This is a genomic window from Pseudomonas sp. PSKL.D1, from assembly GCF_028898945.1.
Taxonomy (GTDB): domain Bacteria; phylum Pseudomonadota; class Gammaproteobacteria; order Pseudomonadales; family Pseudomonadaceae; genus Aquipseudomonas.
Map to the genome: position 1 here is coordinate 5,346,787 of NZ_CP118607.1, position 14,251 is coordinate 5,361,037.

Consider the following 14,251-nt stretch of genomic DNA (forward strand, 5'->3'; position numbering starts at 1 on the left):
TTCTGTACTGGAGCCCAACCCATGCCATTGCCCGCCTCGCTCGATCAACGCCTGCGTTTACCGGTGGTTGCCGCGCCGATGTTCCTGATCTCCAACCCCCAGTTGGTGCTCGCCTGCTGCGGTAATGGTGTGGTGGGTAGCTTTCCAGCACTCAACCAACGGGACAGTGCGGGTTTCAAAGCATGGCTTGAAGAGATAGAGGCTGGCCTGGCGCAGCTGAGTGAAGCTGCGCCTTACGCCGTCAACTTGATCGTGCACCCCACCAACCCACGTCTGGAGGCTGACCTGGCGCTGTGCGTGGAGCATCGTGTGCCGATTGTCATCACCAGTCTTGGGGCAGTGAAAGAAGTCGTGGATGCGGTACATAGCTATGGAGGCCTGGTGTTCCACGACGTCACCACCCGGCGCCACGCAGAAAAAGCCGCCGAAGCGGGCGTAGATGGCCTGATTGCCGTTGCTGCAGGTGCTGGCGGGCATGCTGGCACCTGGAGCCCTTTTGCGCTGGCTGCAGAAATTCGACAGTTCTTCGACAAAACCTTGTTGCTGGCAGGCTGCATCAACCACGGAAAGGAGATTCTTGCCGCCCAGCTTCTGGGCGCAGATTTGGCGTACATGGGCACACGCTTCATCGCCACCCAGGAAAGCCGGGCGCAAGAGGCCTACAAACAAATGCTGCTAGACGCCCATGCCGCCGACATCATCCACACCCCAGCAGTATCGGGGATCCCTGCAAGTTTCCTGCGAGCAAGCCTTGAGCAGGCCGGTTTTGACATGGCAGCGCTAAAGAGCGGCCATGAGCAAGGCAAACTCAAGCCCATCGATGAGGAAGCCAAAGCCTGGAAAACGGTGTGGTCGGCAGGCCAGGGTGTAGGCGACATCCATGACCTGCCAAATGCAGGAGTGCTGATTGCGCGACTGCACCAAGAGTATCAGGACGCCCTGAGTTACACCCGAACACTGCAAGGTAAAGCCTTGTAGCAAAACGCAACACCTTCCCCGGCCAAGCTGTACACTAGCCGCCCTCTTCAACCCCCAGGAGCCTTGCATGACCCGTTACGCCATGATCACCGGTGCTTCCAGCGGCCTGGGCCTGGCCCTGGCGGAAGCCCTGGCGAGGCGCGGGCGCAATCTGATCCTGGTGGCACGTCACCGTGAAACCCTTGAGCCCGTGGCCATCGAGCTGACCCAGCGTTTCGGCGTCGAAGTACTCTTCCGTGCCTGCGACCTGAGCCAGCCCTTGCGTCTTTCAGGGTTTGTTCTGGAACTGGAAGAAGGCGAGCGACGCATCGACCTGCTGGTCAACTGCGCCGGCCAGCGCACTTATGGCCCGTTCCTGGCCCATGAATGGGCTGATGAACAGGACCTGCTGGAGGTCAATGTTCTGGCCATGAGCCGGTTGTGCCATGCAATCGGTAACTTGATGGCCGTACAAGGCGGCGGGCAAATACTCAATGTCGCGAGCCTTGCCGCCGTAGCGCCCGGCCCAAGCATGGCAACCTACGCAGCCAGCAAGGCTTATGTCATGAACTTTACCGAGGCCTTGCGCGAAGAACTCAGGCCCACTGGCATCAAAGTCTCGGTCTTGTGCCCCGGCCCGGTACGCTCATCGCGACGGCGTATTCCCAGGCTTGAGGGCAGCCGACGCTGCCTGAGCCCGGAGGAAGTCGCGCTCTATACCGTGCGCGCGCTGGACAAGAATCGCGCACTGATCATGCCCGAAAGGCGCAACCGCTGGCTGGCATTTACCCCTCGCCTGTTACCTCGCTGGCTGGTGCGCAAGCTTGCCGGTTTTATCCACCGCCGCTACTGCCCCGCAGGCATGGAATAGCCACTGGGCGCCGGGCTGAGTACACTCGGGCCCAACCCTCACCATGGAGCAAGTGCTGTGGAAGACCTATTCATCAAGATCATCAACCGGGAAATCCCGGCCAAGATCATCTACGAGGACGACCAGGTTCTGGCGTTCCACGATATTGCGCCCCAGGCGCCGGTGCATTTTCTGGTTATCCCGAAAAAGCACATCCGTACCCTTAATGACCTGACTGAAGAAGACAAAGGCCTGGCCGGGCACATTCTGTTCACTGCGCAGCGCTTGGCCAAGGAGCTGGGCTGCGAGGACGGCTTCCGCGTGGTCATGAACTGCAATGAGCTGGGCGGCCAAACCGTTTATCACATCCACATGCATGTACTGGGTCAGCGCGCCATGCACTGGCCGCCGGGCTGATTCAACGCAAGCGACCCCTCCTCGATTGCGGTAAACTGTCGGGCACACTCTAGCGGAGGTGCCCGATGGCTACCGAACGTCACTATTCGCCGCTCGACCGCTTGTTGCTGCAGGCCGATACCGCCATGCGCACCTTGCTGCCCTTCAGCGGCCAACCGTCCCGGCCCTCCCCGGCCATCGTGCAGCCGGATGCCGAGCTGGACGACACCCAGACCCGCCACATTGCAGGGCTGATGCGGATCAACCACACCGGCGAAGTCTGCGCCCAGGCGCTGTACCAGGGCCAGGCCCTTACCGCCAAGCTGCCGGAAGTGCGCAAGGCCATGGAACATGCCGCCGAGGAAGAAATCGACCACCTGGCCTGGTGCGAACAACGCATCCGCCAGCTGGGCAGCCACCCAAGCGTGCTCAACCCGTTGTTCTACGGCATGTCGTTCGGCATCGGTGCCCTCGCGGGCCTGGTCAGCGACAAAGTCAGCTTGGGCTTCGTGGCGGCTACCGAGCATCAGGTGTGCAAGCATCTGGATGAACATCTGGAGCAACTTCCGCACGAAGACGAAAAATCTCGCGCCATTCTTGAGCAGATGCGCGTGGATGAGGAGCAGCACGCCGAATCCGCGCTGGAAGCGGGCGGCTACCGCTTCCCGGCACCGGTGCGCTTTGGCATGAGCCTGATGGCCAAGGTCATGACCAAGAGCACCTATCGCATCTAAAGGCACGCCCATGACGGACCGTATCGACGCCAAGGACCTGGCGCGCGCCGTGCAAGCCGGCATTCTCCAGCCAGGCCAGGACCAAGCTCTTCTGGCCTTTCTGCACAGCCAGCAGCCAATTCGCGGCAATTTCCAACTGGCGCATGTCGCATTCTATTTTGGCGCCCTGCTGATCATGGGTGCGATGGGCTGGTTGCTCACCGAAGCCTGGATGCGTGTCGGTGACTGGGCGCTATTGGCCATTGCCACCACTTACGTTGCACTGCTCACCCTGTTCGCCCTTAGCCTTCAAGGCCGGGGGCAGCCCATTGCTGCAGGGGTATTGGCAGCTGTAGCGGTCAGCATCGTGCCCTTGGTGGTGTTCGCCATCCAGCGGCTGGCCGGCTGGTGGCCGCTGGATGATAGGCAGACGGACTACCACCAGTACTTCACCTATGTTCAGGGTGGCTGGCTACTGATGGAAGCAGCCACCGTGGTTGCCGGGCTGCTGATGCTGCGCCTCATCCCCTACCCCTTCATCGTCATGCCAATCGCTGTCGCGTTGTGGTTCATGTCGATGGATTTGAGCGAATGGGTTTACGGCTCGCCGTTCACCTGGGATCAACGACGCACGGTTTCTTTGTGGTTCGGGTTCGGATTGCTGCTGGCCTTTCTCGTCGTGGACGGGCGTACGCGAGAAGACTACGCGCGCTGGGGCTATCTCGCAGGGCTGGCGGCGTTCTGGGGAGGCCTGACGATGATGGAAAGCGACAGCGAATTGGGCAAAGCGCTTTACTGCCTGATCAACCTTGGATTGATGGGGATGGCGGTGCTGCTGCGCCGGCCGGTCTTCATGGTGTTTGGCGCGCTGGGGGTGGCTGCGTATCTGGGGTATCTGTCTTACGAGGTGTTCGCCGAGTCGCTGATGTTCCCGGTAGTGGTAACCCTGATCGGGCTGGGGGTTATCGGGCTGGGATTGGGGTATCAGAAGCGGCGGGAGCAGTTGAGCCGAGCGGCCAGAAACTGGCTGCCAGGGTGGTTGAAGGCTGCGTTACCAGCCTTGCGTGAGTGAGCCATTTTTTGGGGCCGCGTTGCGGCCCATCGCGGCTGAAGCCGCTCCTACAAGGGATAGCGGCTTCAGGCGCGAAAAAGCTGCCCATCAGTAGCTAAAGCTCGAATCAGCCCAGTTCTACGATTTCATAACCGTGGGTGATTTCTACGTTTGCGCGCTCAAGCATGATGGATGCCGAACAATACTTCTCAGCCGACAGCTCAACCGCCCGCTTCACCTGCGCTTCTTTCAGCCCGCGCCCCTTCACCACGAAATTCATGTGGATCTTGGTGAATACTTTCGGGTCTTCGCTGGCACGCTCAGCTTCCAGAAACGCCTCACAACTTTCCACCGCCTGGCGAGATTTCTTGAGAATACTCACCACGTCGAAACTGCTGCAGCCACCCAAACCCAACAGGAGCATTTCCATCGGGCGCACGCCCAGGTTGCGGCCACCCGCTTCAGGCGGGCCGTCCATCACCACCACGTGGCCGCTCCCCGATTCACCGAGGAACATCGCTTCACCGGCCCACTGGATGCGTGCCTTCATCTTCCGTACTCCTGGATTTCGCAAAAGGGTGTCAGCTTAAGCCTTGTGTGCTTGTCGGAAAAGCTCAATACGCGTCGTATTTCTGCCGTAACATTCAGCGCTGTCTGATAAGCTGGCGCCAATTGACTGGCGCGTCGCGTCAGGCAGTTGCTAACAAGAGCCTATGCGTCGCATCGAACAGGATTTCGTGATGGTTGCCTCCGCCCTACCCGCCAAGATCAAGAACATCGACAAGCTGCTGGTCCACTGCCAGCGTCGCCGGTACACCGCCAAGAGCAATATCATTTGCGCCGGTGACCGCGCTGAAACGTTGTCGTTCATCGTCAAAGGCTCGGTCACCATCCTGATCGAAGACGATGAAGGCCACGAGATGATCATTGCCTACCTCAATAGTGGTGACTTCTTCGGCGAATTGGGCCTGTTCGAACCTGCGGGCAGTGAACAACAGCGCAGCGCCTGGGTACGGGCCAAGACCGAATGCGAAGTGGCCGAGATCAGCTACGACAAGTTCCGCGAGCTGGCCCGCCTCGACCCTGACATCCTCTACGCCCTCGGCAGCCAGATGGCTCAGCGCCTGCGCAATACAACGCGCAAAGTTGGCGACCTGGCCTTCTTCGACGTCACCGGCCGTGTAGCCCGCTGCTTGCTCGACCTGTGCAAGCAGCCGGACGCCATGACCCACCCGGACGGCATGCAAATCAAGATCACCCGCCAGGAAATCGGGCGGATTGTCGGTTGCTCGCGGGAAATGGTCGGCCGCGTCCTCAAAGATCTGGAAGAACGCAGCCTGGTGCAGGTCAAGGGCAAGACCATGGTGGTATACGGCACCCGCTAATCTTTGGGCCGCGCTGCCAGCACTTCGCTGTAGGCCTGCGAAAGGCGCTCGAACCAGGGCGCCTCGGGCACTACTTCGTGCAGGGCGATGTGGCTGTCGGCACGGCAGCGCTGCTCAAGTTCACAGCATTCGTTGAAGCGGTTGACTGCTGCAATCATCGACTCCCGTTCGTTATCCAGCAGCAATGCCCCGTGTACCAGTACTACCGGGCGTTTTCCACCCAAGCCCTGGCGCCAGCGCTGGGCGGTACCGACCAACTTCCGGCCATTGAGATTGACGTTGTAGCGGCCGTCGCAGAAGGCGCCGTCGATCTCGCCGACCGAGGCCACGCCACCCCACTCTCGCAACACATCGCACAGCGGCAGGCAAAGGCGCTCGTAGGCGTTTTCGATGCGGCCATGGTCGCCTTCGCTGCGCGGGGCGACATAAACCAATGCGATGTTCACGGTGGAATGGGATTGGGGGACAGGTTCGCCACCGGTTTCACGCAGCAGCACTGGCCAGCCTGCAATGGCAAGTTCCGAACAGGCTGCTTCGAAGTTGTCCAATCGGCTCATGCGGCGGGGCATGACCAGGGCGTGGTCAGTGGGGCGCCAGAACAACACGCCATTATCGCGCTCGCCTCGGCAGACGGCGGCCAGCAGGTCCTGTTCGGCGTGCAGGCCCTGTTCGACGGTCAGGGCCAGGGGTTGATCGGTCATTGATCCACCTTTTTTGTTGGTTTGCCTCTTCGCGGATAAATCCGCTCCTACAGGTCGTGCATGCTCCCTGAGAGCGGCGCGATTCCTGTAGGAGCGGATTTATCCGCGAGAGGCCGGTACAGGCTTACAAAAAAGCCGGCAATAGTGCCGGCTTGGTTAGTCGATCAGTCCAGTTGCTGAACAGTCTTCTTCACTTGATCAGGGAAAAACAACCGCTGCAACTCCAGCCCCGGCTGCTCAGCCCGCATGAACGCCTCACCAACCAGGAACGAATACACCTCGTTGATTTCCATCAGCTCGACGTCGGCACGGTTCAAAATGCCACTCTCGGTAATGGCCAGCCGGTCACGCGGAATACGCGGCAGCAGGTCGAGCGTGGTGTCCAGGCTGACTTCAAAGGTATGGAGGTTACGGTTGTTTACACCCACCAGCGGCGTATCAAGCGTTTTCAAAGCGCGGTCCAGCTCATTACCGTCATGCACTTCAACCAGCACATCAAGGCCGACGTCCTTGGCAGTGGCTGCCAGTTCGGCCATCTTCACGTCATCCAGCGCCGACACGATCAACAGCACGCAATCGGCGCCCAAGGCCCGGGCTTCGACGATCTGGTACGGGTCAACCATGAAGTCCTTGCGGATAACCGGCAACGAAACGGCAGCACGTGCCTGTTGCAGGTACTCATCAGCTCCCTGGAAGTAATCCACATCCGTCAGCACCGACAGGCAAGTCGCCCCGCCCTTCTCGTAACTGACGGCAATTTCCGATGGTACGAAGTTCTCGCGGATAACACCTTTGCTCGGCGATGCCTTCTTGATTTCGGCAATGACCGCAGGCTTTTTGCGGTTGGCCTGCTCGATCAAGGCGTTGGCGAAGCCACGCGGCGCATCAGCGGCCTTGGCCAGGCGCTCCAGTTCGGCAAAGCTGACGCGCGCACTGCGCTCGGCCACTTCCTGAAACTTACGGGCAATGATCCTTTCCAGCACCGTCGGCACGCTCATGCTTCGTTCTCCACTTTGAATACCGCGGTAAAGGCGCCCAGCTCCTGCAGTTTTTCCCAGGCAAGGCCGGTGTGCAGCACATCGTGGGCCAACTCAACGCCCGCTTTCAGGCTCATGGCATGGTCAGCGGCGTAGAGTGCCGCGCCAGCGTTGAGCACAATCATCTCGGCCGCCTTCTGACCGTTTTCGGTTTTGCGACGGCCAAGGGCATCGCGAATCAGCTCCAGCGAGGCCTGCGGGTTTTCCACAGCCAAGCCATGCAGGCTCTGGCTCTTCATACCGAGGTCTTCAGGTTCGACCCAATACTCAGTGATCTGGTCGTTCTTCAGTTCAGCTACAAAGGTTGGCGCTGCCAGGCTGAACTCGTCCAGGCCGTCTTTCGAGTGCACTACCAGCACATGCTTGCTGCCCAGCCGCTGCAGTACTTCGGCCAGAGGGCGGCACAGCGCCTGGTTGAATACGCCGACCACCTGGTGCTTCACACCGGCCGGGTTCGTAAGCGGGCCTAGCATGTTGAACAAGGTACGCAGCCCCAGGTCACGACGCGGGCCGGCAGCATGCTTCATGGCACTGTGATGGCTCTGCGCGAACATGAAGCCGATACCCAGGCTGTCGATGCAACGTGCAACCTGAGCAGGCGTAAGGTTCAGATAGATGCCGGCCGCTTCCAACAGGTCAGCGCTGCCGCTTTTGCCCGAAACCGCACGGTTACCGTGCTTGGCTACCGTGCAGCCAGCTGCCGCCAGCACAAACGAAGATGCCGTGGAAACGTTGAAGATGTTGGCACCATCACCACCGGTGCCAACGATGTCGACCACTTTATCCAGGCTTTTGAGTTCAACCTTGTCCGCCAGCTCACGCATCACCGAAACGGCGCCGACGATTTCGTCGATGCTTTCGCTTTTCATGCGCATGCCCATCAGGAAAGCGCCAATCTGCGCCTCGCTGCATTGGCCTGTCATGATCTGGCGCATCACATCGCGCATTTCTTCGGTGGACAGGTCCAGGTGGCCGACGATACGGCCCAACGCGGTCTTGATATCCATGTTCGGTCCTTAGCGGTGGCCGCCGGTCTGCTTGAGGAAGTTGGCGAACAGCTCGTGGCCCTGCTCGGTGAGGATGGACTCAGGGTGGAACTGCACCCCTTCAATGTTCAGCGTCTTGTGGCGCAGGCCCATGATTTCGTCGACTGAGCCATCGTCATGAGCAGTCCAGGCAGTGACTTCCAGGCAGTCCGGCAGTGTCTCGCGCTTGACCACCAAGGAGTGGTAGCGGGTCACGGTCAGCGGGTTGTTAAGCCCGGCGAACACGCCCAGGTCGCGGTGGTGCACCGGGCTGGTCTTGCCGTGCATCACCTGGCGCGCGCGCACCACATCGCCGCCAAAGGCCTGGCCGATGGACTGGTGGCCCAGGCACACGCCCAGGATCGGCAGCTTGCCGGCAAAGTGCAGGATGGCCTCGATGGACACGCCGGCCTCGCTCGGGGTGCAAGGCCCGGGGGATACGACGATGCGCTCGGGGTTGAGGGCTTCGATCTGGGCGATGGTCATTTCGTCGTTGCGAATGACCTTGACCTCTGCACCCAGCTCGCCAAGGTACTGCACGACGTTGTAGGTGAAGGAGTCGTAGTTGTCGATCATCAGTAACATCGGGTGGAACCTCTTGAATCTACTGACTTTGGATTCGAACCTTCCCCATTGGCCACGGCGCGATGCGGCGGCTGTTTAAACGGATGGGAAGGTAAACGGGGGCGGGCCGGACGAACCGGCAAGAGAAAAAGTCAGGCGCGCCAACGCCAACGGGCGTGGGCCTTGATTACGCGCATCAAGAGTTTGCTGACGATCAACACAGGATAGGTCTCGCTCATACGTCCCGGCACAGTAGCCTACCGGGGCGACGCGTGCAATATGCCGATAAACACGGGGAAACGGACACCCTTGCAAGGTAAGCCCTTCAATTTGCTAAGGTCCACCGGGTTGTCCCTATAAAAACAATGAAAAAGGATATTCATCGATGCGCAAAGCACCGTTGCTACGCTTTACCCTTGCCAGCCTGGCCTTGGCCTGCGCCCAGGCAATCGCTGCACCCTCTCCTTATTCAACCTTGGTCGTGTTCGGCGACAGCCTTGCCGATGCCGGTCAGTTTCCCGACCTGACGGGCGGTACAGCCGGGTTGCGATTCACCAACCGAGATGCCGATGGCAACTTCGCGCCGGTCTCACCGATGATTCTCGGTGGCAGGTTGGGTTTGGGCGCCAGCGAGCTTGGCCCCTCCACCTCCATCGGCAACCTCGTGGGCGGCCAGCCGGACGGCAACAACTGGGCGGTTGGCGGGTACACCACCGAGCAGATCCTGGCGTCGATCATCAACTCGTCCCAAGCCGTCATACCGCCCGGCCAACCGGGTGCTGGTACGGTTTTGAGAGAACGCCCGGGCTACCTCGCCAATGGCCAACTGGCTGACCCCAACGCGCTCTACTACCTGACTGGCGGGGGCAACGACTTCCTCCAGGGCCTGGTGAACAGCCCCGCCGATGCCGCAGCAGCAGGTGCACGGCTGGCCGCCAGCGCCCAAGCCCTGCAACAAGGAGGCGCCCGCTACATTGTGGTCTGGTTGCTGCCTGACCTTGGCCAAACCCCTAACTTCAGCGGCACGCCGCAACAAAGCCCACTGTCGCAACTGTCCAGCGTGTTCAACCAGTCGCTGGTCAATCAGCTCGCGGGGATCGATGCCGAGATCATCCCGCTGAACATCCCGGTGCTGCTCAGCGAGGCAATCGCCGACCCGGCCCAATATGGCCTGGCCAGCGGGCAGAACTTGGTCGGTACCTGCTACAGCGGCGACGGCTGTGTGGAAAACCCGCTGTACGGCATCAACAGCGCCACGCCCGACCCGACCAAACTACTGTTTGACGACTCCGTTCACCCAACCATCGCCGGCCAGCAACTGATTGCCGACTACGCCTACTCGATCCTGTCCGCCCCCTGGGAGCTGACCCTACTGCCGGAAATGGCCCACACCACACTTCGCGCTCATCAGGACGAACTGCGTAACCAGTGGCAAACGCCCTGGCAGCCGATCGGCCAATGGCAAGCCTTTGTCAGTACCGGCGCCCAGAGCCTGAACATCGATGATCAGAGCAGTAGCACAGATGCCGACGGGCGCGGCTATAACCTGACCTTGGGTGGCAGCTATCGGCTGAACGAAGCCTGGCGTCTTGGCTTGGCCGGTGGCGTGTATCGGCAGAAGCTGGAGGCTGGCGAACAGGATTCGGACTACAAACTGGACAGCTACCTAGCTACGGCATTTGCCCAATTCCGCCAAGACCGCTGGTGGGCCGATGCTGCCCTCAGCGCCGGGCACCTGGACTATCACGACCTCAAGCGCACGTTTGCACTAGGCGTGAATGACCGCAGCGAGAAAGGGGATACAGACGGCGAGGCGTGGGCCATCACCACTCGCCTGGGCTTCAACCTTGTGCAGGATGCCAGCAACTGGCAGTTGGCTCCGTTCATCAGCGCCGACTACGCGCGGGTCAAGGTCGATGGTTACGAAGAAAAGAGCGGGCGCTCCACGGCGCTGGCGTTCGGTGACCAGGAGCGTACGTCACGACGCCTTGGCGCCGGGCTCTTGGGTAGCGTGCAGATATTGCCCACCACGCGGCTGTTTGCCGAAGTGGCGCAGGAGCACGAGTTCGAGGATGACCAGCAGGATGTGACCATGCACTTGAGCACGCTTGCGGGGAATGACTTCACGTTGACCGGGTTTACGCCGGACAGTGACATGACGCGCGCAAGCCTTGGGGTTAGCCATGAGCTGGTGGCGGGGGTGCATGTGCAGGGGAATTACAACTGGCGCAAGAGTGGGGAGCTGGCGCAGCAGGGGGTGAGTTTGGGGGTTAGTGTGGACTTCTGAGATCTTGGGCCCGCTTTGCGGGCCATCGCGGATGAATCCGCTCCTACAGGGATTGCGAAATACCTGTAGGAGCGGATTTATCCGCGATGGGCCGCCTTGCGGCCCCAAACAATTACTCGCCGGACGTCTGCTCAGCCAGCGCCACAGCCCGGAACATCGCACGGCGCTTGTTGATGGTTTCTTCCCATTCCAGCGCCGGCACCGAATCTGCCACGATGCCGCCACCGGCCTGCACGTGCAGTTCGCCGTCCTTGATCACCGCCGTACGGATGGCAATTGCCGTGTCCATGTTGCCGTTCCAGGCAAAGTAACCCACCGCACCGCCGTAAACACCGCGCTTGACGGGTTCGAGCTCGTCGATAATCTCCATCGCCCGGATCTTTGGCGCGCCCGACAAGGTGCCCGCTGGCAGAATGGCACGCAACGCGTCCATCGCCGTCAGCCCTTCACGCAGTTGCCCGGTGACGTTCGAAACGATGTGCATCACGTTCGAGTAACGCTCGATCACCATTTTCTCGGTCAGGCGCACGCTGCCAGTGGACGACACGCGCCCCACATCATTGCGGCCCAGGTCGATGAGCATCAGGTGCTCGGCAATTTCTTTCTCGTCCGACAGCAGGTCGTCTTCAAGCGCGCGGTCTGCTTCCTCGGTAGCGCCGCGTGGGCGGGTGCCGGCGATCGGGCGTACCGTGACCAGGTTGTCCTCCACCCGCACCAGCACCTCGGGCGAGCTGCCAACCACATGGAAGTCGCCAAAGTTGAAGAAATACATGTAAGGCGTCGGGTTGAAGCAGCGCAGCGCACGGTACAGGTCGATGGGCGCAGCCTTGAAATCGATCGACATACGCTGCGACGGCACCACCTGCATGCAGTCACCCGCCAGGATGTACTCCTTGATACGGCCAACCGCGTTTTCGTAGTCGTCACGGGTGTAGCTCGAGCGGAACTCCGGCTCGGCCGCCATCGGGCCGCTCAAATCGAGGCCGCGACGAGGGGTGATCGGCTGACGCAGCGTTTCGAGCAAGGCTTGCAAACGTGCCTGGCCCTGTTCGAAGGCGTGATCTTCAGCCGGGTCTACCAGCACGATGGCGTGCATCTTGCCAGCCAGGTTGTCGAACACCACCACGGCGTCAGAAACCATCAGCAAAATGTCCGGTACACCCAACGGGTCCGGGTTGGGGCTCGCACCCAGGCGCTTTTCTACATAGCGCACGCAGTCATAGCCGAAGTAGCCGACCAAGCCACCGTTGAAACGCGGCAGGCCCGGGATGTCTGCAACCTTGTAGCGGTCCTTGAAGGTCTCGACGAAGGCCAGCGGGTCTTCGACATCGTGGCTCTCCACCTCAACGCCGTCTTGCAGGATGCTTACATGGTAGCCGTGCACCCGCATGACGGTGCGCGATGGCAAACCGATCATCGAGTAACGGCCCCACTTCTCGCCGCCCTGCACGGACTCAAGCAGGTAGGAGTTGGGCTGGTCAGCCAGCTTCAGGTAAATCGACAGCGGTGTGTCGAAGTCGGCCAGGGTTTCACAGGCCAGGGGGATGCGGTTATAGCCGGCAGCGGCCAGGCGCAGGAATTCTTCGCGGGTCATGGGTAGCCTCGTGGCAAGCAGCAATAGGGTCGGGCAAGCGGACGGGCCGGCAGGCGCCGGCGGGCAAATGTCAGGCGCGCCAGCGCCAACGGGCCAATGCCTTGATGACTTTCATCCACAATTTGCCAGTGACTGCCACGTTGGACGCTCTGCTTGGTGAGGCTTCAAGATCCGCCAACGTTATCCCAGTGGCAGGGTCTGCGCAACCGGGCAGCAGTGCGCGCAGGTCGTCGATCACCAGGCTGGGCGCTTCGTCGTCAATGGGGCGGCCATGGTTATAGCCGTACGTCAGGCCGACGCACTTCACACCAGCAGCCTTGGCAGCCAGTACATCACTACGCGAGTCACCAACGAACAGTGATTCCTGCGGGGTAACACCGGCCATTTTCATGACGAACAGCAAGGCAGCCGGGTCTGGCTTTTTCTGCGGCAGGGTGTCACCGCCGATAATCCAGCGGAAGTAACGGCCAATCTTCATCTGGTCCAGCAGCGGGCCGACGAAGCGCTCGGGCTTGTTGGTGATGAGCGCCATTTCCACCCCCTGCTTGCGCAGCCAGCGCAGAGTGTCCTGCACGCCGGGGTAAATGACGGTCAGTTCATGGCTTTCGGCATAGGCCTCCATGAACAGCGCCAGGCCCTGTTCGGCCAGTTCATCATCCACGCTGGCGTGGTCGATGCTGCCGGCCAGGGCCCGGCGCACCAGCACCGGGGCACCATTGCCGACCCACTGGCGCACGGCCTCAAGGCCGGCCGGTGGCCGACCGAGTTCGAGCAGCATGCGGTCCACGGCAGCGGCCAGGTCTGGTACCGAGTCGATCAGGGTGCCATCCAGATCGAACATCACCAGCCTGGGCAGCGTCCCCGGAAACAGCTGCTCGAAGCCGCTCATGGGCGTGCCTGAGCCAGTTCGGCGCGCATCTTGGCGATCACTTCCTGGTAATCCGGCGCATTGAAGATGGCGGAACCGGCCACGAAGGTGTCGGCGCCAGCGGCAGCGATTTCGCGGATGTTGTTTACGTTGACGCCGCCGTCGATTTCCAGACGGATGTCACGGCCACTGGCATCGATCAGCGCACGCGCTTCGCGCAGCTTGTCCAGGGTGCCGGGGATGAACTTCTGCCCGCCAAAGCCCGGGTTGACGCTCATCAGCAGCACCATGTCGACTTTGTCCATCACGTACTTCAGCGCATCGAGGCTGGTAGCCGGGTTGAACACCAAGCCAGCCTTGCAGCCGCCGTCCTTGATCAGTTGCAGCGAACGGTCGATGTGCTGCGAGGCTTCCGGGTGGAAGGTGATGTAGGTGGCGCCGGCTTCGATGAAGTCGCCGATGATGCGATCGACCGGGCTGACCATCAGGTGCACGTCGATCGGTGCGGTGACGCCGTACTTGCGCAGGGCGGTGCAGACCATCGGGCCGATGGTCAGGTTGGGCACGTAGTGGTTGTCCATGACATCAAAGTGAACGATGTCGGCACCAGCGGCCAGTACCTTGTCGACGTCCTCGCCCAAACGGGCGAAATCGGCGGAGAGAATGGAGGGGGCAATAGCGTAGGGCTGCATGGCGCACCTGTTGGCAGAATCACGGTGGCGCGCATTGTAACCGTTTTAGCCTGTTGCGGCCTCTTCGCGGCTAAAGCCGCTCCTACAGGGACCACACAATTCCTGTAGGAGCGGCTTTAGCCGCGAAGAGG

At 60.9% G+C, this 14,251-nt stretch carries 15 protein-coding genes; 7 read left to right on the top strand and 8 right to left on the bottom strand.

Going from position 1 to position 14,251, the window contains the following annotated elements; all coding sequences use genetic code 11:
* Positions 1–21: 21 nt before the first annotated feature.
* The 5 genes from PVV54_RS24050 to PVV54_RS24070 all read left to right on the top strand — a co-directional run bounded on the left by PVV54_RS24050 (position 22) and on the right by PVV54_RS24070 (position 3,988).
* Positions 22–978 (top strand): NAD(P)H-dependent flavin oxidoreductase, encoded by a 957-nt coding sequence (locus PVV54_RS24050; RefSeq protein WP_274907582.1) that lies wholly within the window; start codon positions 22–24, stop codon positions 976–978.
* A gap of 67 nt (positions 979–1,045) precedes the next feature.
* Positions 1,046–1,828, top strand: a complete 783-nt coding sequence (locus PVV54_RS24055; RefSeq protein ID WP_274907583.1) for an SDR family NAD(P)-dependent oxidoreductase — start codon at positions 1,046–1,048, stop codon at positions 1,826–1,828.
* A gap of 57 nt (positions 1,829–1,885) precedes the next feature.
* Positions 1,886–2,224, top strand: coding sequence for a histidine triad nucleotide-binding protein (locus PVV54_RS24060; protein ID WP_274907584.1), 339 nt, complete (start codon positions 1,886–1,888; stop codon positions 2,222–2,224).
* 65 nt (positions 2,225–2,289) lie between these two features.
* The gene (coq7, locus tag PVV54_RS24065) at positions 2,290–2,937 is read left to right on the top strand and encodes a 2-polyprenyl-3-methyl-6-methoxy-1,4-benzoquinone monooxygenase (RefSeq protein ID WP_274907585.1); all 648 of its coding nucleotides are present in this window, start codon (positions 2,290–2,292) and stop codon (positions 2,935–2,937) included.
* 10 nt (positions 2,938–2,947) lie between these two features.
* Complete coding sequence (locus tag PVV54_RS24070) at positions 2,948–3,988, top strand: DUF2157 domain-containing protein (protein WP_274907586.1); 1,041 nt, start codon at positions 2,948–2,950, stop codon at positions 3,986–3,988.
* A gap of 106 nt (positions 3,989–4,094) precedes the next feature.
* Here the strand turns inward: PVV54_RS24070 and PVV54_RS24075 are convergent, their stop codons facing one another.
* On the bottom strand, positions 4,095–4,517 hold the full coding sequence (locus PVV54_RS24075; protein ID WP_145183410.1) for an OsmC family protein: 423 nt from the start codon (positions 4,515–4,517) through the stop codon (positions 4,095–4,097).
* 190 nt (positions 4,518–4,707) lie between these two features.
* On the opposite strand from PVV54_RS24075, the gene crp reads away from it, so the two are divergent.
* The gene (crp, locus tag PVV54_RS24080; RefSeq protein ID WP_274907587.1) at positions 4,708–5,352 is read left to right on the top strand and encodes a cAMP-activated global transcriptional regulator CRP; all 645 of its coding nucleotides are present in this window, start codon (positions 4,708–4,710) and stop codon (positions 5,350–5,352) included.
* On the opposite strand, the gene PVV54_RS24085 is transcribed toward crp, so the two are convergent.
* The 4 genes from PVV54_RS24085 to PVV54_RS24100 all read right to left on the bottom strand — a co-directional run bounded on the left by PVV54_RS24085 (position 5,349) and on the right by PVV54_RS24100 (position 8,700).
* On the bottom strand, positions 5,349–6,053 hold the full coding sequence (locus PVV54_RS24085) for a lipoate--protein ligase family protein (protein WP_274907588.1): 705 nt from the start codon (positions 6,051–6,053) through the stop codon (positions 5,349–5,351). The two genes, crp and PVV54_RS24085, sit on opposite strands and share 4 nt — an antisense overlap.
* A gap of 164 nt (positions 6,054–6,217) precedes the next feature.
* Positions 6,218–7,051 carry an indole-3-glycerol phosphate synthase TrpC gene (gene trpC / locus PVV54_RS24090; protein WP_274907589.1) on the bottom strand — a complete coding sequence of 278 codons (834 nt, stop codon included), beginning with the start codon at positions 7,049–7,051 and terminating at the stop codon, positions 6,218–6,220.
* The gene (trpD, locus tag PVV54_RS24095) at positions 7,048–8,097 is read right to left on the bottom strand and encodes an anthranilate phosphoribosyltransferase (RefSeq protein WP_274907590.1); all 1,050 of its coding nucleotides are present in this window, start codon (positions 8,095–8,097) and stop codon (positions 7,048–7,050) included. The genes trpC and trpD overlap by 4 nt, the downstream gene beginning before the upstream one ends.
* 9 nt (positions 8,098–8,106) lie before the next feature.
* Positions 8,107–8,700 (bottom strand): aminodeoxychorismate/anthranilate synthase component II, encoded by a 594-nt coding sequence (locus PVV54_RS24100; protein ID WP_274907591.1) that lies wholly within the window; start codon positions 8,698–8,700, stop codon positions 8,107–8,109.
* Between the two features lie 364 nt (positions 8,701–9,064).
* Between PVV54_RS24100 and estP the strand changes: the two genes are divergently transcribed.
* Positions 9,065–10,966 (top strand): esterase EstP, encoded by a 1,902-nt coding sequence (estP, locus tag PVV54_RS24105; RefSeq protein ID WP_274907592.1) that lies wholly within the window; start codon positions 9,065–9,067, stop codon positions 10,964–10,966.
* Positions 10,967–11,078: 112 nt separating this feature from the next.
* On the opposite strand, the gene trpE is transcribed toward estP, so the two are convergent.
* The 3 genes from trpE to rpe all read right to left on the bottom strand — a co-directional run bounded on the left by trpE (position 11,079) and on the right by rpe (position 14,120).
* Entirely contained in the window at positions 11,079–12,560 is a 1,482-nt protein-coding gene (trpE, locus tag PVV54_RS24110) for an anthranilate synthase component I (RefSeq protein ID WP_274907593.1), read from the bottom strand.
* A 70-nt stretch (positions 12,561–12,630) separates the two neighbouring features.
* Positions 12,631–13,449 carry a phosphoglycolate phosphatase gene (locus PVV54_RS24115; protein WP_274907594.1) on the bottom strand — a complete coding sequence of 273 codons (819 nt, stop codon included), beginning with the start codon at positions 13,447–13,449 and terminating at the stop codon, positions 12,631–12,633.
* Positions 13,446–14,120 (bottom strand): ribulose-phosphate 3-epimerase, encoded by a 675-nt coding sequence (rpe, locus tag PVV54_RS24120; RefSeq protein ID WP_027917448.1) that lies wholly within the window; start codon positions 14,118–14,120, stop codon positions 13,446–13,448. The genes PVV54_RS24115 and rpe overlap by 4 nt, the downstream gene beginning before the upstream one ends.
* Between the last annotated feature and the right edge of the window lie 131 nt (positions 14,121–14,251).